Source organism: Bacteroides faecalis, from assembly GCF_003865075.1.
Taxonomy (GTDB): Bacteria; Bacteroidota; Bacteroidia; order Bacteroidales; family Bacteroidaceae; genus Bacteroides; species Bacteroides faecalis.
This window is the reverse complement of sequence record NZ_BHWB01000033.1, coordinates 1-20,798: the sequence shown is the minus strand read 5'-3', so window position 1 is coordinate 20,798 and position 20,798 is coordinate 1. Positions and strand designations below refer to the sequence as shown.

The window sequence follows — 20,798 nt, the reverse complement described above, 5'->3', positions numbered from 1 at the left end:
AATCCGGCTGTGCCGGATTAAAGGTCTGAAGGATTTGTCTTACGTTCTCTTACCGAGAACGGGCTGCGCTCTCCCTGCGACAAAGGTAGATAGTTTTTTCTGTCCGTGCATCATGGCGTATCACGCCAACACCCGCCAATGAATGACTTTGGAGCCGGGGGTACTTCATGGATGCTCTTTTTGAGGTTTATTTGTAGCCGGATAGCTATTTGAACGGATAAACAGATATGCAATCAGGTAGATATTCAAACAGGCATTTATCCGGATATATAGCTATACATATATATAAATGTATAGACGGATAAACAGCTATTCGGATAAATGGCTATGCAATCGGATATGTGAATAGCTATCCGAATATGTACATAGCTATATAGCTACATAGCCGAATAGACAGATAGCTGAATAGCTACATAATTAAATAGCCATGTAATAGAGTAGCTATATAAGTAGATAGCCGGATAGCCAAGTAGCCGCATAATTAAATTACTATATAGCTAATTGGACAAACAGATAACAGAATGAGTAACCGGACAGATGGCCCCAAAGACAGACGGCTGTTCATCTGGCTGTCTATAAATCAATTAATTCATTTAAATCAGTAACAATGGAAAAGAGAAAGAAAACCGTATTCGTTTCGTTCGCCTCCCAGAAGGGCGGCGTGGGTAAATCAACCTTTGCGATTTATGCGGCGTCGTGACTGCATTATGTGAAAGGTCTGAATGTGGCGATAGTGGATTGTGACTATCCGCAGCATTCAATCATCAAACAGAAAAAACGGGATATGGAAGTGGTAAAGACCACACCCGTCTATCAGAATCTTCTGGTGGAACAGGCCGGGCGGTTGAAGAAGAAGGCTTACCCTGTTATCGGCAGTACCCCGGCGGATTGCATGACGGACTGAAGGGCGTTTGAGGAAAAGGCAGACGTGCATTATGATGTGGTGCTGTTCGACCTGCCCGGAACAATGGGCAGTGACGGGGTGATTGCCACAATCAGTGCACTCGATTATCTGTTCGTACCGATAAAGGCAGACCGCCTTGTGCTGGAAAGCACGCTGAACTTTGCCACGACTGTCAATGACCGCTTGATAAGGACCGGCATCTCCAATCTGAAAGCCTTGTGCATGTTCTGGAATATGGTGGACCGGAGGGAACGTACCGTCTTATATGACATTTACCAGCAAGGTTTCTCCCTCCTGGGACTGGACTGTCTCCAAACCCGTGTCCCCGTGCGCAGTAACTTCACCAAAGACCTCTCCACTACGGGCGGCCCGGTTTACCGGAGCACCCTGTTTGCACCGGATGCGGGCTTTACGAAGGAGTGCGGCTTTGATGCGCTTATGGATGAAATCATGCGGACAATCAAAATTGTATAGTCATGGCAAAGAAAACGAGTGGACAGAATCCGGTGGATGAAGCCTACCTGCGCAGCCTGATGGCGGGTAGTCCGCCGGAAAAGGTAACACCGTCCATTCCCCCCAAAGAGGAAACGGACAGGGAAACGGCTGAAAAGGCAAAGACGGAATCTGAAGCGGAAGAGACGCCGGAAAAGGCCGCATCCAAAACGTTGAAAGCCGCACAGACCGAATTTATGAGGAGATTCCTCACCCCTTACAAATGCGAAGGCAGGCAGGGTGTCTATATAGACAAGGAACTACACCGGAAAATATCGGTCATCGTCGGCATTGCCGGTAAACGGCAGTTGACGGTGGGCAATTACATTGACAATGTATTGCGGGAACATTTCGAGAAACATTCGGATGAGGTGAAGGCATACTGCCAGAAGAGTTACAACAAAATCTTTTAAGCTATGGATATGCGATTATGTTATGAAGCCGGAGCGGTTCTGTTCTGGCTGCTGTTCGCCTATCTGTTCATGGACAAGTTCCTGTTCAGGGGGCAGCTTGGCGAGATATGTTTCGGGAAGGCACGCCGCCGCATGGCGAAAGCCCTGCGGGGTGCGGCAGGCTGGTTCGATCCGGTGAAGGAGGAACGGAAGAAGGGACGTGGACAGGCGAAAGGGAAAACGGGCAGGAAAGAGATTCCGACAGTCGTGAAAAGGCAGGAGAAAGAGCTTCCACCTGTCAAGGCGGCGATGAAGCCCACAGAAAAGACTGCGGAGAGAAGCAGTGAAAAAACGGTGGAAAAACAGTCGGAAACGGACAGCCTTGTCGTCACGAAAAGCTATGGGACACGCCAGCAGCCGCCAATGAACGCCACCGGTTCCGGGGCTATTGCAGGTAAGGAAAATGCCTCTACTTTTGCTGGCAGAAACGGGGACACGACACCGCCAAAGGCTGCACAAGTGCCGCCGGAGCGCATCCCGGATCTGTTCCGGGACAAGCGTGTGGAAGAGTGGCGGGCTTCCCCGGACGGGAGTTCCGGCGGACATGAAGGCGATGACGGACAGAGAGGAAACGGTGACGGAGTGGATACCGACGAGTTGAACGAAGAACTGGAAGATCTGAACTGTGTCCGCGAAGATTATTCGGACGGGGCAACCGGCATAGGGCCGGAAGAGCTTGATTTAATCATCGACCTCTGCAACGGCAGGGAGATTCCGACAGACAGACGATTGTCCCTTTTAAGGGCGATCCACCATATCAGGGATACGCAGATTGAACGCTCGATACTGGAAAGTATCAATGGCAGCGACAGCCGTATCAGCAAATTTCTGGATGAAGTCGAGCAAATGGGCGGGGCTGCTCCGGACAGTGACTAACCGATTAAAAAAGGAGGTAACAATGGCAAGAGGCTATTTCGATACGGGTTGATGCCCGTATCACTGTAAAAAGAGAGAACCGGCAGGAATACCAACAACAAAACGTATCATCCATGTTTATGACGTATTTCGATTCAAGTTGACAAACGGCGGCTTCCCCTTATGGGGGAAACGTACCGACTCCCGGAGAGACAGTCATTCCATTAACTTATCCATAAAACGACAGCGGTAATGACAAAAGGCCATTACGATTCGGGATGACAGACCGCTTGCGGCATTCACCCGGTAAGACAACAGGAACTATTCACCATTAAATTTTATTTGTATGAACATAGGACTGGTAGATGTGGACGGGCATAACTTCCCCAATTTCGCACTGATGCGCCTTTCGGCCTGTTACAAGGCAAAAGGGCACCGGGTGGAATGGGCGGCACTGCGACAGCGGTATGACAAGGTATTGGCAAGCAAGGTATTCACCTTCACGCCTGATTATGATTATGACCTGCTGGATGTGGGGGAAGTGGTAAGGGGCGGCACCGGGTATGACATAGCCGGCAGGCTTCCCGAAGCAGTGGAGAACAGCCGGATGATGGACTATTCCATTTACCCCGAATACCCTTTTTCGCTCCAGTTCTTTTCAAGAGGCTGCATCCGCAAGTGTCCTTTCTGCCTCGTCCGTGAGAAAGAAGGATACATTCAGACCGTGGAACCGGTGGAACTGAACCCGAAAGGGAAATGGATTGAGGTGCTGGACAACAATTTCTTTGCGAACCCGCAGTGAAGGAGTGCGGTAAGCTATCTGATGAAAGCGGGCCAGCCCGTGAAGCTGCACGGCGTGGACGTAAGGATTATGGACGAGGAACAGGCCTGGCACCTGAACAGGCTCAGGATGAAGCAGAACATCCATATCGCATGGGACCTGCCGCAGCTTGACCTGAGGGACCGCCTGAAAGAGATGGTAAAGCACGTGAAGCCCTACAAGATAACCTGTTACGTACTGATAGGATTCAATTCGACCATTGAGCAGGACCTGTTCCGGTTAAATGTACTCAGGGAACTGGGAATTACCCCCTTTGTCATCCCTTTCCGGGATTATGGAAATGAACGGACGCCTACGCGGTACGAGCGTGACCTTGCCCGGTGGGCGAACCGGATGTGGCTGTTCAAATCCTCCTCCTTTGAGAACTATATGCCCCGCAAGGGATTCAAGTGTGGGGAATATTTGAAATAAACCGATAAGGACAGTAAAGACAATGAGAGCAAAAGGCTATTACGATTCGGGATGATTCAGACCCTCATCCCGGGAGAGAATTAACAATGAAGTTTCACCATTCAATCATGTAACCATGCGAAAGATGTATTTTGACTCCGGCTGATTGCCTGCCGGAACTTACCCCCTGAACCATTAAACCATAAGCGGCTGCGGGCTGCCTTATGGGGATAGTGCAAGGGGTAGCCCGTGGCTTTTTAAATCACTTAAAAATCACGGAATTCAATGAAACAGAAAAGATTGATTATGATGCTGGCCGTACTGGCGGCAGCGGGTGCGGCAATGGCACAAGGAAACGGACAGGCGGGCATCACGGAAGCCACGCAGTTGGTGACGGGATATTTTGACCCGGGCACGAAACTGGTGTACGCGGTGGGTGCCATTATCGGCCTGATAGGCGGCGTCAAGGTCTACCAGAAATTCAGTTCGGGCGACCCCGACACCTCGAAAACCGCCAGCTCATGGTTCGGAGCCTGCATTTTCCTGATAGTGGCCGCCACTATCCTGAGGTCATTCTTCCTCTAAGAACAGATAAAAGACAATAGCTTATGTCTGACTTTGAGATAAACAAAGGCGTGGGCCGTGAGGTGGAGTTCAAAGGGCTCCGTGCCCAGTACCTTTTTATTTTTGCTTTCGGGCTGCTTGCCGTGTTCGTGGTGTTCGTCATCATGTACACGGCGGGCATCGGGCAATGGACGTGTATCGGCTTCGGGGTATCGGCTGCCACGGCAGTGGTCTGGCTGACCTTTTCGCTGAACCGGCGTTTCGGCAGCCACGGACTGATGAAGCTCCTTGCCGCCCGGCAGCATCCCAGGAGAATCCTCTCACGCAAACGTATCACACGTCTGATTAAAAAACAACAATCGTAAATCATGAGAAGTACATTGACAACATCCACACTGGAAAGCAAATTCCCCGTCATGGCGGTGGAGCACGGCTGCATCGTCAGCAAGGACGCCGACATCACGGTGGCTTTCCGGGTGACACTGCCGGAAGTGTTTTCGGTATCATCCGCGGAATATGAGGCGATGCACGCCACATGAGCCAAGGCAATCAAGGTATTGCCGAACTATTCAATCATCCACAAGCAGGATATTTTCATCACGGAGAAATACAGGCCCGACATCGGAAAAGACGGCCCGGGCTTCCTCTCCCGCAGTTTTGAACGCCACTTCAACGAACGGCCCTACCTCAACCACACCTGCTACCTGTTTCTCACCAAGACCACCAGGGAACGCTCCCGGCAGCAGAGCAACTGGAACACGCTGTGCCGGAAATTTCTGGTGCCGAAGGAGATACAGGACAGGGAGACGATGGAGCGTTTCATGGAGTCGGTGGGACAGTTCGAGAGTATCGTGAATGACAGCGGCCTTGCCAGGCTGGAGCGGCTGTCCACGGAAGAGATAACGGGAACGGAAGACGGCCCGGGCATCATCGAGAGGTACCTGACCCTGTCTTCGGACGGAAGCGTCATGTTGCAGGACATGCAGCTGAACCCGGACGGGATGCGTATCGGCGACAAACGGCTCTGCCTGCATACCCTTTCCGACCTCGACGACCTGCCGGGCAGGGTACGGACCGACGGACGCTATGAGCGTCTTTCCACGGACCGCTCGGACTGCCGCCTGAGCTATGCCTCGCCCGTGGGTATCATGCTTCCCTGCGACCATATCTACAACCAGTGGATATTCATAGACGACAGCAGCGAGAACCTCGCCCGTTTTGAGAAGACGGCGAAGAACATGCAGTCGCTTTCACGCTACAGCCGGAGCAACCAGATAAACAAGGAATGGCTGGACGAATACCTGAACGTGGCGCACACCAACGGGCTGCAATCCGTCCGCTGCCATTGCAACGTGATTGCATGGGCCGAAAACGGGGATGAGCTGCGGCGGGTGAAGAACGACGTGGGCAGCGCACTGGCGCTGATGGAATGCACACCCCGCCATAATACCACCGACCTGCCGGTCCTTTACTGGGCGGGCATACCGGGAAACGAGGCGGACTTCCCTTCGGAAGAGAGCTTCTACACGTTCACCGAACAGGCACTATGCTTCTTTACGGCAGAAACCTGCTACCGGAACTCGCTCTCCCCCTTCGGGCTGCGCATGGTGGACCGGCTGACGGGAAAGCCCGTCTTCCTCGACATATCCGACCTGCCCATGAAAAAAGGGGTGGTGACCAACCGGAACAAGTTCATCCTCGGCCCGTCGGGCAGCGGAAAGAGCTTTTTCACCAACCATATGGTGAGGCAGTATTGGGAACAGGGCACGCACATCCTGCTGGTGGATACCGGAAATTCATACAAGGGGCTGTGCGACCTGATCCGCCGGAAGACGAACGGGGATGACGGAGTTTATTTCACTTACCAGGAAAATGACCCGATTTCCTTCAATCCGTTCTTCACCGAGGATTACCGGTATGACATCGAGAAGCGGGACAGCATCAAGACGCTGATTCTGACCTTATGGAAAAGGGAGGACGAACCGCCCCGGCGCTCGGAAGAGGTGGCGCTCTCGAACGCAGTCAGCCTGTATATCGAGAAGATAAAGAAGAACCGGAAGATAAAGCCGAACTTCAACTCGTTCTATGACTTTGTAAGGAAAGACTACCGCAAGGTGCTGGCGGACAAGAACGTGCGCGAGAAGGACTTTGACGTGGACGGTTTTCTGAACGTGCTGGAACCCTATTACAAGAACGGCGAATACGGGTATCTGCTGAACTCGGACAAGGAACTGGATTTACTGAACAAGCGGTTCATCGTATTCGAACTGGATGTCGTGAAGGATAATCCCGTCCTTTTTCCGGTGGTGACTATCATTATCATGGAGACTTTCATTAATAAAATGAGACGCTTGCAGGGCATCCGCAAGATGATACTGATTGAGGAAGCATGAAAGGCAATCGCCAAGGAAGGTATGGCCTCTTATATTAAATATTTGTTTAAGACGGTCAGAAAATTTTTCGGCGAAGCGGTTGTGGTGACGCAGGAAGTGGACGACATCATATCGAGTCCGGTTGTAAAGGAGACAATCATCAACAATTCGGACTGCAAGATACTGCTTGACCAACGAAAGTACCAGAACAAGTTCGACCAGATACAGAACCTGCTCGGCCTGACGGACAAGGAACGCTCACAGATACTTTCCATCAATCTTGCCAATGCGGCCAACCGGCTTTATAAAGAGGTCTGGATAGGGCTTGGCGGTACACAAAGTGCGGTATATGCGACAGAAGTTTCGGCTGAAGAATACCTTTGCTACACCACAGAAGAGACTGAAAAACTGGAACTTACCAGGCTTACGGAAAAGCTGGATGGAAACATCGAGCTGGCTATCAGACAGCTTGCCGAAAACAAGCGGCAGGAAAACAAACAATCCTTTAATCCATAAAACACAATGAGTAAGAAAGATTTATTAAGCCAATGCAGGGAAGCGCTCGGAGACGCCACCCTGACCAATCTGGACCTGCTGAACCTGATTGGGGAGATGAGAAAGGAACTGGAACATGACCGCATCTGCGGGCACTGAATGAACAGGGAAGGCAGCTCGACGCTGACCATCCGTAAATCCAACTGGGTGACGGACGGCTTCAAGGGATACAAGGCCACGCTGTTCGCCGGAGAAAGGGCCTACGTTGAAATCAATATCCCGCTGCGCGGTGGTGACGATCTTTTCCTGCACGGGAACAGGGATGCCGGATGCATCGGGTATTTTTCAGGCAGCGAGGTGTTGCTGTTCGGCAGTTACGGTCTGTTTGCCCGTGATGACGACAGCCGGTATTTACTGACTAAAGAAAGGAGATAGGGCATGAAGAAGAGAACGATAATTTTGTTTATGGCATTGTCATCCCTTTCAGTGACAAGCAAGGCGCAATGGACGGTGATAGACCCCACGAATCTCGCACAGAGTATCGTGAACTCGGCCAATGAAATCGTACAGACTTCCACAACTGCACAGAACATGTGGAGTAATTTTCAGGAGACTGTAAAGATTTATAAGCAAGGGAAGGCTTATTACGATGGTGCGCCCGTATAGGCGATATAATAAATATAGCATTGGCAAGCTATTAGGTAAGTGTTCCAATATTTACCTATCATCACCAGCTTATCTGCCCACGAAAGGACGGCAGGGAGTATAGCACGCTGGAAAGCCATAAGTCAATTAGTTATCAAATTGCAACTGAATGGTGAGATGAAACAGATAGATACGAGGATAAAATCCAAACTGATTGAATGATAGTCCAAGTGAACCCAGTATGTTTTATAGTGAAAGATAACTTAACTCGCTATACCGTAATACCTCTGTTGCGAGCGTCGTGTAGTAGAGGCAGGAACAAATTACGGCACAACCGCAGTAAGCGGTAACGGGCGGAAGTCATATCCGATAATCTATCATAGCCATGTTATTATATCGTAAACGGGGATTGCCTAAATCGGAACGCCGCAAGGCTATTAGGTACAGACCTATGAAAATCCGACAAGGCAACGGAGCTTCCGTAGTAGTCTGAGCAGGGGAAAGCCCTGTACATGGCGAAGGGAAGCAGCTAATAATTTTAATGCAAATAACGGAAAATGTGAGAGACATTATGAGAAGTCCAGAGTATGTATTAAACAGTCTAACGGAACACAGTGAAAATTTGAATTACAAGTTCGAACGCTTGTACCGTATCTTTTTCAATGAGGAAATGTATTACGTTGCCTACCAACGCATATATGCGAAACCGGGCAATATGACAGCAGGTGCAGATGGGAAAACCATTGACCAAATGAGCCTGAACCGAATTGAACAACTGATAACATCGTTGAAAGATGAGAGTTATCAGCCCCAACCCTCAAAACGGGTGTATATCCCAAAGAAAAATGGGAAAATGCGTCCATTAGGTGTACCAGCTTTTAACGATAAATTATTGCAGGAAGTGGTCAGAATGATATTGGAAGCCATCTATGAAAGACAGTTTGAAAAAACGTCGCATGGCTTCCGACCCCTAAGAAGCTGCCACACTGCCTTGTCTGATATTCAGAAGACATTTTCGGGCGTGAAATGGTTCGTAGAAGGTGATATTAAGGGATTTTTCGACAATATCAATCATGAGATACTGATAGGTATTCTGAAAGAACGTATCGCTGACGAAAGATTTATTCGCTTGATTAGAAAATTTCTGAATGCAGGATATATCGAAGACTGGAACTTTCATAACTCCTACAGCGGAACACCGCAAGGCGGAATTGTCAGCCCTATCTTGGCAAACATATACCTTGATAAGTTGGATAAATTCATGAAGGAATACACTGAAAAATTTGATAAGGGGAAAGAACGGAAAAGAACCAAACAGGCAGTATCACTTGAAGGCAAACGACACCGTATTCTGAAAAAGTTGAAAGTGGTAAAAGACAAAAATGAAAGGTCAGAATTGATAAGACAATATAAGGCTTATCAAAAAGAAGGTTTGCAGTATTCTGATGGTGACGAAATGGATATGAACTACAGAAAACTCAAATACGTGAGATATGCGGATGATTTTCTAATTGGAATCATTGGCAGTAAACAAGATGCTATCATCATCAAAGAGGACATAAAGAACTTCCTCTATGAAAAGTTGGCTCTTACACTGTCCGATGAGAAAACACTTATCACCCATGCTGAAAACGCTGCAAAATTTCTCGGATATGAGATTTTTGTAAGGAAATCCAATGACACCAAAAGAAGCAAATACGGAGTACTAAGACGTGTCTTCAATAAGAGGATACAATTGGCACTTGGAAAGGATACGTTTAAGAAAAAGTTGCTCGAATATCGTGTTTTAGAAATAAAGATACACAACGGCAAGGAGTATTGGAAAGCAAAATCCCGTCCCAAACTTTCAAACAACAATGACTTTGAGATACTTGACAGGTACAACAAGGAAATAAAGGGCATTTACAATTACTATTGTTTGGCTAATAATTGTAGTAGTCTGTCAAAACTTGGGTATATCATGAAATATAGTATGTACAAAACATTTGCGCAGAAATATCGGACAACGATGTCGCAAATCCGAAAAAAGTACACCAAGAATGGACTTTTTTCAGTTAGATACTATTTAAAGAACGGTACTGCCAAAGACTTGACCTTTTATCATGGTGGGTTCAAAAAGAAAAATCCAATGAACATTAAGGATTTAGACAACTTGCCCAAATTCACATATCATCCTACAAACACAAGTCTTATAGATAGGCTGAAAGCGGAAAAATGTGAATTATGTGGAGTAGTCGATAAGTTAGTGATGCACCATGTGAGAAAATTAAAAAATCTTCAAGGGAAAACTACCTGCGAAAAACAAATGATGGCTCGCAAACGAAAGACTATTGCCATATGTGGTAAGTGTTACAAAAAACTCAGTAACAATGAATAGATTGATATTATTAGTAGAAAGCCGGATACGCGGAGACGTGTACGTCCGGTTTGGGGGCGAGCTTCCGAAAACCCACCGTAGTAATACGGCAGGGCGTTGGATGCTTAGCCTACCCTTGAAGTCGGTGCATGACCTGGTAAAGGGCGCTCGCAAGGTGCAGCAGACCATCCTTCTGGTGGGTGACATCAGCGACATCTACGTGACGAACTTCAACACGATGACGGGCGACCCCAACTTTACGGTGGAAGAGCTATCGGCCATCGCTTTCGGGTACAACAGACTGCTCAAGGAAAGCAGCGACCTGCTGCTGGACTTGAAGGAAGTGACCACGGCAACCGGACTCTCGATGACGGACAAGGAACGGCTGGACATCATCAACCGGATATACGGCGAGGTGCTGGAATACAAGAACCTGACATGGTACTATACCCGCAAGAACATCGGCGTGTCGTACCTGCGGAGCAAGGAAAAGGGGGATGCCGCACGGGTGCTCTCCCTGTACGGGACACACGAGCAGCGTTACTGGTAATCATTCATCCGTTAAATCAAGAAGACTATGTTATTATTATCAATAGACTGGACAAACCTTCACGAGCTTCTGCGCTCGCTGTATGATGAAATGATGCCGCTGTGTGAAGACATGGCTTCGGTAGCGAAGGGAGTGGCGGGCCTCGGTGCCTTGTTCTATGTGGCCTACCGGGTATGGCAGTCCCTTGCCCGGGCCGAGCCGATAGACGTGTTCCCCCTGTTCCGGCCCTTCGTGCTGGGCCTTTGCATCATGTTTTTTCCGACTATGGTACTGGGTACAATCAACGGGATTCTTTCTCCCGTATGCAAAGCGACTTCCTCACTGGTCGAACAGCAGACCTTCGACATGAGGAAATACCAGGAAGAGAAAGACAGGCTGAAACGCGAGGCGATGCTGCGTGACCCGGCGAAGGCCTTCCTGGTGAGCGACGAGGCGTATGACAAGAGGCTGGACGAACTGGGCTGGTCGCTGGGGGACATGGACACGATGATAAACATGTACGGACAGAAGAAGATATACGAACTCGGCGAGAAAATCCGGGGATGGTTCCGCGAACTGCTGGAACTCTTCTTCCAGGCGGCCTCGCTGCTGATAGACACGCTGAGGACCTTCTTCCTGATCGTACTGTCCATCCTGGGACCTGTCTCCTTCGCGCTGGCCGTCTATGACGGATTCCAGAGCACGCTGACCACCTGGCTGTCCCGGTATATCTGCATCTATCTGTGGCTGCCGGTGAGTGACCTGTTCGGAGCGGTCCTCTCACGCATACAGATACTGATGTTACAGCAGGACATAGAGAATATGCAGGACCCGGCATTCATACCGGACTCGTCGGGGAAAGTATATTGTATTTTCATGATTATAGGTATCATCGGTTACTTCTGTGTCCCCACCGTTTCATCGTGGATTATCCAGGCGGGCGGTGCCGGAGCTTACGGGCAGAAGGCAAACGGTGCCGGAAAGATGGCCGGTAACGGTGCTGCGGCGGTAGGTGGTGCAGCAGGCGGAGCGATAGCCGGACGTATCAGGAAAATGTTCTAACCTTACATCAATAATTGTATAACGACAACATTAAAAACAGAAGAAGAAAATGGAATTCAAATCATTAAAAAACATCGAGACATCGTTCCGGCAGCTACGGCTGTTCGGGATGATATTCCTGGGGGCGTGTACGCTGGTAACGGTATTTGCCGTATGAAAGGCTTATGATTTCGCCGAGGCGCAGCGACAGAAAATCTATGTGTTGGACGGCGGAAAATCACTGATGCTGGCCCTTTCGCAGGACGTGCAGCAGAACCGTCCGGTGGAAGCGAGGGAACATATCAGGCGTTTCCACGAGCTGTTCTTCTCCCTGTCACCGGACAAGAGCGCCATTGAAAGCAATGTGCAGCGTGCCCTTTACCTTTCGGATGAAAGCGCCATCGGCTACTACCGGAACTTGCAGGAAAAAGGCTATTTCAACCGGATGATAGCGGGAAACATCTCGCAGACACTGACGGTGGACAGCATAAGGGGAAACTTCGACAGTTATCCCTACCGGATGAAGGCTTATTGCCGGCAGCACATCATCCGTTCGAGCAGCGTTACCGAAAGGTCGCTTGTCACCACCTGCCGTCTGAGGAACGTCACCCGGAGTGACAACAACCCGCAGGGCTTTCTGATAGAGAGTTTTACCATCATCGAAAACAGGGACATCGGACAGTATGAAAGATAAGGGGATAAAAAAGGTCTTCCACCCGTTCAGAACGGGGATAGACCGCCATATGGCCGGACTCCGCAGACGCTGGCTGCGGTTGAGCTGCCGGCAGCAAAAGGTTATCATCCTTTACCTGCTCGGACTCTTCGCCGCCATCGACCTTGCCTGCATCGTGGGCGGTTTCTGCGGAACAGACAAATTTCCGATTGAGGTACGGCATCTCCAAAGGATTGCGTTTCCCCAGACGGACAGTATCCAACCATTAAAAAACAATATATCCAATGACACAATCCGATAAGAAAGAAAAGGATAAGGAAATGCGGAAAGCGGAGTCCGTACCCGAAAAGGGGAAACAGTTAAGCCGCAAGGCTGCCGACAAGCTGAAATTCTATGGCGTGGCGGCTGTTCTGTCCCTGCTTTGCGCCGGGTTCATCTGGTTTATCTTCAAGCCGGACACAACGGAAACGGTGGAAGGGACGGCTGGCATCAATACAACGATACCCGACGCTATCGCACCGGAAACGATGACCGACAAACAGAAGGCTTACGAACTGGAGCGGATGAAGAAGCGCAGGCAGGAAAAGGTAAGAACCTTGCAGGACATAGCGGGCGATTACCTGATACCGGACACGTCGGACGGGCTGAAGCCGGAAAAGGCGGCACCGGAACAGGACGCTATCCGGGAGTCACGGCAACAGCAACAACAAATATCAAGACAGATAGCCTCGTTCTATCAGGAACCGAAAGACAATCCCAGGGTAAGCGATCTGGAACGGCAGGTGAAGGAGCTTAATGAAAAGCTGGAACGGGAACGGAAGGGACAAGATCCGCTGGAACTGATGGAAAAGTCGTATGAGATGGCGGCACGCTATTTTCCCGGTCAGGCGGGCGGGCAGGTGAAAAGCATACAGTCGGGCGGTCCGTCCGGCAACCCTGCCGCCATAGCCGCCGGACGTGCCACGGAAAGCGTGGTCTCGTCGCTGGCTGCGCCATCGGCTCCCGACACGATACCCCGCAATTACGGTTTTGCCACGGCGGTAGGTGCCGGACAGCCTGCCGGAACCAATACGATACGTGCCTGCGTGGCTGAAGACCAGACGGTGACCACCGGGGCATGACTGAAGTTCCGGCTGCTGGAACCGCTGCAAGTGGGCGGCGTGCCTGTGCCTGCCAATACTCCGCTATATGGCACGGTGCGTATCGAGGGGCAACGGATGGCGGTCACGGTAAACTCCATAGAGAGCGGCGGCAATATCTTGCCGGTGGAACTGGTGGCTTACGATATGGACGGGCAGGAAGGGCTTTTCGTCCCGAACACAGCGGAACGTACCGCCATGAAGGAAGCCGCCGCCAATATCGGGGGCAGTTTCGGGACAAGCATCTCATTCGCACGCAGTGCCTCGCAGCAACTGGTCATGGACGTGACAAGGGGCGTGCTTGGCGGCGGGTCGCAATACCTGGCCACAAAGATGCGTGAGGTGAAGGTGGTCGTGAAAGCAAATTATCAACTTCTATTAATCTCAAAAAAACAGTAATCAGATGAAGACAAGAATTATTTTATCATTAGTAATGCTTTTGACCGTATTGTCGGTAAAGGCGCAGGAATCCGTGGAAACAAGGATTTTCCCCACCAATCAGATTATCGCACCGCACCTCATCGAGGTGACTTTCTCGAAGACCGTACATATCCTGTTCCCTTCGGAAGTGAAATATGTGGATTTGGGCTCCTACGACATCATTGCCGACAAAGCTACGGGGGCGGAGAATGTGGTACGTATCAAGTCTGCCGTAAAGGGCTTTGAGGGCGAGACGAACTTCTCGGTCATTACGGCTGACGGCTGCTTCTATTCCTTTAATGTGGTATATAAGAATGAACCGGCACAACTTTCCATTGAGATGGAAGACTGGCTGCGGAAGAACCCGATGGGCGGGGCGGCTGACGATCGCATGTTCGTGAAACTGAAGGAACTCGGCGGGGAGACACCGCTGGTGGTGAACCGCATCATGTACACGCTGTATAAGAAGAACAAAAGGGACATCAGGCATATCGGCTGCAAGAAGTACGGTATACAGACCCTGCTCAAAGGAATCTATATCAACAATGACCTGCTGTACCTGCATACTTCCCTGCGCAACACTTCGGACATATCGTTCGACATAGACCATATCCGTTTCAAGGTGGTCGACAAGAAGGTGACCAGGCGCACGGCCATGCAGGAGAATATTATAGAGCCGGTAAGGACTTACAACCGTCTGACAACGGTGGACGGTAAGGCCACGGTACGCAACATCTTCGTGTTGCCCAAGCTGACACTGCCGGATGACAAGCTGCTGGTAGTGGAGATTTACGAAAAGGGTGGTGCCCGTCACCAGTCGTTCCGCATAGAGAATACAGACCTTGTGGCGGCAAAACCAATCAGTGAGCTGCACCTGAAATAATAATTTATATATAATGTATATGCAAAGAATATTATTCATATTGACAGCTGCTGTACTGTCGCTCCTTGCGGGTGAAGCATACGCGCAGCGTGACTTGCCGGGGCAGACGGGCATACAGTTTACGACGGGCGGGGTGAATCATTTCCTTTCATGGAAGAGTGGCGGTGAACGCCACTACTTCACCTCGCTGGCCTTTACACATACCAACCGTAACCGTACCTATTGGCTGTATGGCCTGGATTATCAGATAAAGGAGTACACCTATGAAAATAAGGCGATACCCAAAGCGCAGTTCGCAGGGGAACTCGGTTACTTTATTCCCGTATTGTGGGACAAGGGCCGGAATGTATGTCTACGTATCGGACTCTCGGCATTGGGCGGTTTCGAGACGGTCAACCGGGGAACCTCCCTGCTTCCTGACGGGGCGACGGTGACAAACGGTGACTGCTTTATCTATGGCGGTGGGCTGACTGCGGCCTTTGAGACTTATCTGACCGACCGGGTGATGCTCCTGCTGCAAGTCAAGGAAAGGGCCCTGTTCGGAACCGATGCGGGTAATTTCCATACGCAGGTAGGACTGGGAGTCCGCCTTATCATTAACTAATGAAAAGAGAAAGGAGAAACTTAAAAATGAAAAATGTACTATATATATGTATAGGCGCACTCTTTGCGGTGCTGGCCTTCGGTTCCTGCAACGATGCTATAGACATCCGGCAGGATTATGATTTCAGCCTCTCGTCATGGTATCTGCAAGAACAGATTGAAACGGGTGAAACGGTGGAGATACGCTTTTATCTTGACCGTGAAGGGGACTATGAAAAGGCGGAGTATGAAATCGGTTACATCCAGATGGAAGGCAAGGGAGAGGTGACGGACAGTGAAGGCGTAAGACTCGTCAACCGGGAAGTGAGGCCGTTGGCGGAAGTGCCGGAACTGGATAGGGAAAATCCGGTCAGGCAGATATTCACCCTCTTTTACCGTTCGACAAGTGCCAGACGCTCGGAACTGAAATTCTTTGTCCGGGACAATTTCGGACAGGAAAGGGAACTGACAATGACATTTGATACGGAAAACGGTATGGTGGATTATAAATAAGAATGGTGGGGCATCCTGCCGTTCTTTGTTCCATAAATTTGATTGTATGGCAGTAATTTGATTTATCCACTAGGTAATTCAAATTAACTTTTTATATTTGTCAACTGTTTTTAATTTATAAGGGCATGAAACCGATATTCTGTATATTCCTATTAAACTTTAACATTGCACTGATTAGCACACCAAAGGAAAGTATTTTCATAAATTCCTAGTAAAACAATAGCAATTATAAATATTAGGACTATTGATAGCTGCTATTGTTATATATGAGTCTATTTGTAATTTATTGATGTCCCTCAAATCAAGCATCTTCTATTGCTTTTAAAAGATCTGTTTTCCTATTCTCAGATGTTTTCAATAAAGGAAAAACAGCAAAACTCATTGTAAGTATAGCAATAGAGCATAATAATGAAAAAAGAATATAACAAGAAAAAAATAACAATTAGAGACTCGGTGGCAGAAAGAGAAATTTAAAGGAATAGCTCAGGTGAGAAAGAAGTTTGAAGCAATGGATATTAGTATGCTCCTCGCTTTTGTCGACCGTGAGACTGTGATTAGGTAGGAAGTGACGGATAAACAAACATTATTGGATGATTTATTGAAAATTCATGTATCTATGGAAGAAAAGTACAATATTGCAAGAGGTAAACTGGAAAATGCACGTTAGGCATTTAAAAATACTTAAAAAGGAGTATTTGGTTACTTTTTTAAAGTAGTACTTTGGGGGAGTGGGTGGGAGTTTTTAGTAGCCAGATATACGCCCGAGAGAATCAAGACGATCCCGACTACCGCAACAGGAGTCACTTCCTCATGTAGGAATATAGTCGCTCCGACCGTTGTGGCGAGAGGATTCAGATAAAGATAATTGGATGCCTGTATCGTTCCCAGCTGTTTTACAACAATGTTCCACAATAGATAACAGGCAGACGAGGCTATGACACCTAAAAAAAGGAGATTGCTCCACACTTCATTGTCCAGTAATACAGCAGGATTTGTCAATGAGGGCAGAAAAAGGAAAGTGGGAAGAATTGTTATTATGCCATAGAAAAATATTTTTCTGGTGATGAAAGCCGGAGAATATTTTCGGGTGAGACTCCGAATGACAAGACTGTAAAACGCCCATGACAGGGAAGCTAGAAGAGTCAGTAAATCTCCCAAAGGTGATATCCGAAGAATGAAACTTCCGTTGAATATCAGCAAGCCTACACCCAACAGAGCAATAATAGATCCGTATATGAAGCCTCTTGAGACCTTTTCCGTCCGAACGGACAATACGGTCAGAACAGCTGTCAATAACGGGGCCATACATATGATGAAAGATACATTTGAAGCCTGTGTCAGCCCCAGAGCTATGTTCTGTAAAAAGAAGAACAGGGAGCCACCCAATACTCCGCCACCCACCAGATATAGCTCATCTTTCAGATTACGGGCAAAAAAACGATGGAAAGAGATAGGACACACTGCAGCATAAGCCAGCAAAAAACGGAAAAGGAAAATCTCCTGAGCAGACAGACCATGAACTATTAGAACCTTGGTGGAAATAAAAGTCATTCCCCATACCACAACGACCATAACAGCGGTCAGATGATAAAATATATGTTTCATTACAATTAAAATATTTTTAATTCTGATGTACATGCTTTTTTGCTTACAGTCAAATTGATATATATCCAGCCGATATCCCGGCTCCTTGGAACGGACTTCTATCCATACCAATCTGTATGACAATGGGCTTTTCAATCCACACCAGTTCAATATATAAGGCCCGGAAGAATATTATTTATACTTCCATACAGTTTGCCGAATGTAAATGAAAGGAAACTGACTTTAACATATTCACATTAAAGCGGTGTGAAAATAGTAAAATAATGAAAGGCAAATACGGATGAAGTCAGATCTTTTCAAAATATGTCTCAAATATAGTAGATATTGTCTGCTTTAATAGACTTGAGAATACATAAACTATCACTTAGAATGGAAAGTCTGATTATATCCCCCCAAAAAAAAATATCGGTAATTATGAATGTACTCTCCCTTGTCAACATGTTCCGGTCCGTATCCATAGAATATCCCAAAAGAGATTTCTTTGCGTGGCAGGGTCTTCTGGTTTCCTTCCCCAACTTTTGCGTATACTATACAGCATCCATTTTTACAAATTGTGGAGTTTCTTATATCCGGCACGAAAGTTTGCAGGGGATGTTCCTGATTTCTTCTTGAAGAATTTCCCGAAGGATGACTGGTCTGAAAAGCCTAATTGTTCAGCAATCTCCTTTACAGTCAGATCTGTAAAAACCAGCAGACGTCTGGCATCCCTATAAAGTGCTTCCGTTATATAGTTGTTCACTGTTTTTCCAGAAATCTGGCGTACCACTCTTGACAGGTAGGTCTGAGACACGTTAAGGGAGTCTGCATAGAACTGAAGATCATGTACTTTCCTGTAATTCTCAGCCAGTAATTTTCTGAAAAGGCGGAACAAAGCATCGGAATGCCTGACTCTTCCAGCAGGATGTACATTTTGGCTGTGAAAGATTTCTGTTATTTGCAGCAACAGGAAATTGACCAGCGAACCAGCCATTTCCTCAGGATGGTCAGAAGTAAGGTAGTGGGACATCAGGTCTAACGTTTTGCGTATATGTACGGTATCGCTGTCCTCCAGCCGTAAGACATATGTCGTATGACTGTTGTTATAAAGCCGTTTGTATACATAGTTTCCTATGGAAAGGGAGTCAAAAAAGAAAGGCTCCATACATAGACCACATGTACCGAAGTCGGAACTTTTTTTCATTAACTCTACAGACATTCTTGGAGCGACAAGAAGCATGTCCCCCTTTCCTACATTATAAGAATGACAGTCAACTACAAATTCTGCTGTTCCGGCTTCCACCAGTATATAAAAGAAAGCCCCGGCACGCAATATCTTATTACTGTACTTGTCTAAAAAAATCTCAATATTCAGGATATAAACTCCTCTATTGTATGCGGTGACTGACTGCATTTCCCGCACCAAGGCCGACAATGTTTCTTTGGTATGCTCCATAAGCACAAACTATTTCTATATATTTTCCTAAAATGACCATTTCATCTGTAAGCTCGGATAAAAGTCTGACATCCAATGACGGATATGAGAAAGGTCAGCAAGATACAAAGAAAAGATCAAATATACAAAAAAGCCAAACTATATACGAAACAATATAATATACGTGTCAATGTTGGGAAATAATAGCATCGGTATCATCAGAGAGATGTCGGGGCATAAAAAGTGTTGTAATTGACTAAGTTTCGTTCTTTTAAGAACAGATAAATCAGACATAAGCTTACTAACTTTGCAACCAATAAACGAGATGGAGGTCTACATACCGCTATCTCAATTTGTTTAACTATAAAAATATAAAGTAATGAGTAGTATCAAACCTATCAGAGATCCCAAAACGGATCATTTGCTAACACCGGAAAACTCCGCATTGTTAGTCATCGATTATCAGCCCATACAGGTTCATTCCATAGCTTCCATGGACAGACGGGAACTGGTGGAAAATATATCCAATGTCTGCCGTGTGGCCAAAGGGTTCAATGTCCCTGTTATTTTGACTACTGTGAATGTTGCCACCGGTCTTAACCAGCCTACTATCCCCCAGATAAAGAAGGCCCTTCCGGGGCAGCCTGAGATTGACAGGACTTCTGTCAATTCATGGGAAGACAAGGAGTTCCAGGAAGCAGTCAAGGCACTGGGCAGAAAGAAACTTGTGGTTTGTGCGCTATGGACAGAGGTCTGTCTCTGTTTTCCAGCCTTGGATCTTTTGAAGGAGGGCTATGAAGTATATACTATTGTTGACGCTGTCGGCGGAACATCCAGGCTGGCTCATGAAACGGCCCTCAGACGGATGGAGCAGGCCGGAGTTCGGCTGACTTCCGTAACCCAGTATATCTGTGAACTGCAAAGGGACTGGAACCGCAAAGAAACCGTTCCTGTTTTCTTCCAAGGGCTGTTGGATAACGGATCTTTTTTTGTGGAAACACTCAAAGAAAAATAGTATAACAGACAAAAAAGCATCCAGTTATAAAAGAATGAAAACGGATGTTATCCTTTGTATAAAAGAATAACATCCGCCTTCCTGAAATATCCAGTTTATGAAAAATATTTTATTGTTCCTATTGTTTATGACAGCCGCTAGTATCAATGCGCAGACAGTCATGTGGACTGACGATCCCGAACATACCCGTATCGGTTTTGAAGTGAAGCATGCGGGGCTCTCCTTTGTCAGCGGATATTTCTCAGACTTTGACATTACCGTAAGGCAGAAGAATGGTGATTGCACGAATACGGATATCCGGGTGGAAGTCCGGACGGCAAGTGTGAGCACAGGAGTGGAAGCCAGAAATAAACATCTGCGCTCATCCGATTTCTTTGATGTGGAGAGATTCCCCATGATGGTGTTTAAAAGTACGGAAATGAAGATGCTCGGTACAGATAAAGGGGAGATATATGGAGAGCTCACTCTCCACGGAATTACTAAAAAGGTGCGGTTTGACGTGATGTTAATTGGCAGAAAGGAAAGTCCGGTGTCCGGTAAAGAGACGGCAGGTTTTCGGCTCCAGGGTGTGATCAGATGCTCGGACCCTCCGTTGTTGTTGTTGAGAGAGATAGTATCATG

Annotated in this window: 22 protein-coding genes and 4 pseudogenes; 24 read left to right on the top strand and 2 right to left on the bottom strand. The window is 47.7% G+C overall.

Features of this window, described 5'->3' with window-relative positions; genetic code table 11:
• The first annotated feature begins 724 nt into the window (after window positions 1–724).
• The 22 genes and pseudogenes from EJF25_RS23785 to EJF25_RS23685 all read left to right on the top strand — a co-directional run bounded on the left by EJF25_RS23785 (window position 725) and on the right by EJF25_RS23685 (window position 16,146).
• A complete protein-coding gene (locus tag EJF25_RS23785) occupies window positions 725–904 on the top strand; it encodes a conjugal transfer protein TraA (protein WP_235016906.1) in 180 nt (59 codons plus the stop codon).
• 63 nt (window positions 905–967) lie between these two features.
• A complete protein-coding gene (locus EJF25_RS23780; protein WP_025867501.1) occupies window positions 968–1,378 on the top strand; it encodes a ParA family protein in 411 nt (136 codons plus the stop codon).
• Window positions 1,379–1,380: 2 nt separating this feature from the next.
• Window positions 1,381–1,809: a DUF3408 domain-containing protein gene (locus EJF25_RS23775; RefSeq protein ID WP_025867502.1), complete on the top strand. Its 429-nt coding sequence runs from the start codon at window positions 1,381–1,383 to the stop codon at window positions 1,807–1,809.
• A gap of 3 nt (window positions 1,810–1,812) precedes the next feature.
• The gene (locus tag EJF25_RS23770) at window positions 1,813–2,724 is read left to right on the top strand and encodes a hypothetical protein (protein ID WP_060385853.1); all 912 of its coding nucleotides are present in this window, start codon (window positions 1,813–1,815) and stop codon (window positions 2,722–2,724) included.
• A 325-nt stretch (window positions 2,725–3,049) separates the two neighbouring features.
• Window positions 3,050–3,505: a hypothetical protein gene (locus EJF25_RS23765; RefSeq protein WP_060385854.1), complete on the top strand. Its 456-nt coding sequence runs from the start codon at window positions 3,050–3,052 to the stop codon at window positions 3,503–3,505.
• Entirely contained in the window at window positions 3,502–3,657 is a 156-nt protein-coding gene (locus EJF25_RS26000; protein ID WP_223382482.1) for a hypothetical protein, read from the top strand. The genes EJF25_RS23765 and EJF25_RS26000 overlap by 4 nt, the downstream gene beginning before the upstream one ends.
• Window positions 3,599–3,955: a hypothetical protein gene (locus EJF25_RS23760; RefSeq protein WP_223382435.1), complete on the top strand. Its 357-nt coding sequence runs from the start codon at window positions 3,599–3,601 to the stop codon at window positions 3,953–3,955. Before EJF25_RS26000 ends, EJF25_RS23760 begins: the two co-directional genes overlap by 59 nt.
• Before the next feature lie 264 nt (window positions 3,956–4,219).
• A complete protein-coding gene (locus EJF25_RS23755) occupies window positions 4,220–4,519 on the top strand; it encodes a DUF4134 domain-containing protein (protein WP_005682322.1) in 300 nt (99 codons plus the stop codon).
• A 23-nt stretch (window positions 4,520–4,542) separates the two neighbouring features.
• Window positions 4,543–4,863 (top strand): DUF4133 domain-containing protein, encoded by a 321-nt coding sequence (locus EJF25_RS23750; RefSeq protein WP_008781886.1) that lies wholly within the window; start codon window positions 4,543–4,545, stop codon window positions 4,861–4,863.
• 3 nt (window positions 4,864–4,866) lie between these two features.
• Window positions 4,867–7,386 (top strand): annotated as a pseudogene (locus tag EJF25_RS23740) (TraG family conjugative transposon ATPase).
• A gap of 6 nt (window positions 7,387–7,392) precedes the next feature.
• Window positions 7,393–7,524, top strand: a complete 132-nt coding sequence (locus tag EJF25_RS26255; protein WP_005655090.1) for a hypothetical protein — start codon at window positions 7,393–7,395, stop codon at window positions 7,522–7,524.
• Window positions 7,525–7,800: a hypothetical protein gene (locus EJF25_RS23735; protein ID WP_060386368.1), complete on the top strand. Its 276-nt coding sequence runs from the start codon at window positions 7,525–7,527 to the stop codon at window positions 7,798–7,800.
• 3 nt (window positions 7,801–7,803) lie between these two features.
• Window positions 7,804–8,019, top strand: a pseudogene (locus EJF25_RS23730) (DUF4141 domain-containing protein); the annotation flags it as partial.
• 562 nt (window positions 8,020–8,581) lie between these two features.
• Window positions 8,582–10,387 carry a reverse transcriptase/maturase family protein gene (locus tag EJF25_RS23725; RefSeq protein WP_025066979.1) on the top strand — a complete coding sequence of 602 codons (1,806 nt, stop codon included), beginning with the start codon at window positions 8,582–8,584 and terminating at the stop codon, window positions 10,385–10,387.
• A 115-nt stretch (window positions 10,388–10,502) separates the two neighbouring features.
• Window positions 10,503–10,916, top strand: a pseudogene (locus tag EJF25_RS25225) (DUF4141 domain-containing protein); the annotation flags it as partial.
• A 27-nt stretch (window positions 10,917–10,943) separates the two neighbouring features.
• Entirely contained in the window at window positions 10,944–11,957 is a 1,014-nt protein-coding gene (gene traJ / locus EJF25_RS23715) for a conjugative transposon protein TraJ (RefSeq protein WP_008781892.1), read from the top strand.
• Window positions 11,958–12,006: 49 nt separating this feature from the next.
• Window positions 12,007–12,630, top strand: a pseudogene (gene traK / locus EJF25_RS23710) (conjugative transposon protein TraK).
• Window positions 12,631–12,893: 263 nt separating this feature from the next.
• Window positions 12,894–13,730: a conjugative transposon protein TraM gene (locus EJF25_RS23700; protein ID WP_060386372.1), complete on the top strand. Its 837-nt coding sequence runs from the start codon at window positions 12,894–12,896 to the stop codon at window positions 13,728–13,730.
• A 30-nt stretch (window positions 13,731–13,760) separates the two neighbouring features.
• The gene (gene traM / locus EJF25_RS26720; protein WP_060386373.1) at window positions 13,761–14,147 is read left to right on the top strand and encodes a conjugative transposon protein TraM; all 387 of its coding nucleotides are present in this window, start codon (window positions 13,761–13,763) and stop codon (window positions 14,145–14,147) included.
• A gap of 4 nt (window positions 14,148–14,151) precedes the next feature.
• Window positions 14,152–15,051, top strand: coding sequence for a conjugative transposon protein TraN (gene traN / locus EJF25_RS23695; RefSeq protein ID WP_060386374.1), 900 nt, complete (start codon window positions 14,152–14,154; stop codon window positions 15,049–15,051).
• A gap of 13 nt (window positions 15,052–15,064) precedes the next feature.
• Window positions 15,065–15,655: a conjugal transfer protein TraO gene (locus tag EJF25_RS23690; RefSeq protein ID WP_118399671.1), complete on the top strand. Its 591-nt coding sequence runs from the start codon at window positions 15,065–15,067 to the stop codon at window positions 15,653–15,655.
• A gap of 26 nt (window positions 15,656–15,681) precedes the next feature.
• Window positions 15,682–16,146 (top strand): TraQ conjugal transfer family protein, encoded by a 465-nt coding sequence (locus EJF25_RS23685; RefSeq protein ID WP_060386375.1) that lies wholly within the window; start codon window positions 15,682–15,684, stop codon window positions 16,144–16,146.
• Window positions 16,147–16,845: 699 nt separating this feature from the next.
• Here the strand turns inward: EJF25_RS23685 and EJF25_RS23680 are convergent.
• Both EJF25_RS23680 and EJF25_RS23675 read right to left on the bottom strand, forming a co-directional pair.
• Entirely contained in the window at window positions 16,846–17,757 is a 912-nt protein-coding gene (locus EJF25_RS23680; RefSeq protein ID WP_060386414.1) for a DMT family transporter, read from the bottom strand.
• Window positions 17,758–18,295: 538 nt separating this feature from the next.
• Window positions 18,296–19,183, bottom strand: a complete 888-nt coding sequence (locus tag EJF25_RS23675) for a helix-turn-helix domain-containing protein (protein WP_060386376.1) — start codon at window positions 19,181–19,183, stop codon at window positions 18,296–18,298.
• Window positions 19,184–19,541: 358 nt separating this feature from the next.
• Between EJF25_RS23675 and EJF25_RS23670 the strand changes: the two genes are divergently transcribed.
• Window positions 19,542–20,177: a hydrolase gene (locus EJF25_RS23670; RefSeq protein WP_060386377.1), complete on the top strand. Its 636-nt coding sequence runs from the start codon at window positions 19,542–19,544 to the stop codon at window positions 20,175–20,177.
• Window positions 20,178–20,274: 97 nt separating this feature from the next.
• Window positions 20,275–20,798: YceI family protein (locus EJF25_RS26845; RefSeq protein WP_148098112.1), on the top strand; the 524-nt coding region annotated here is incomplete at its 3' end.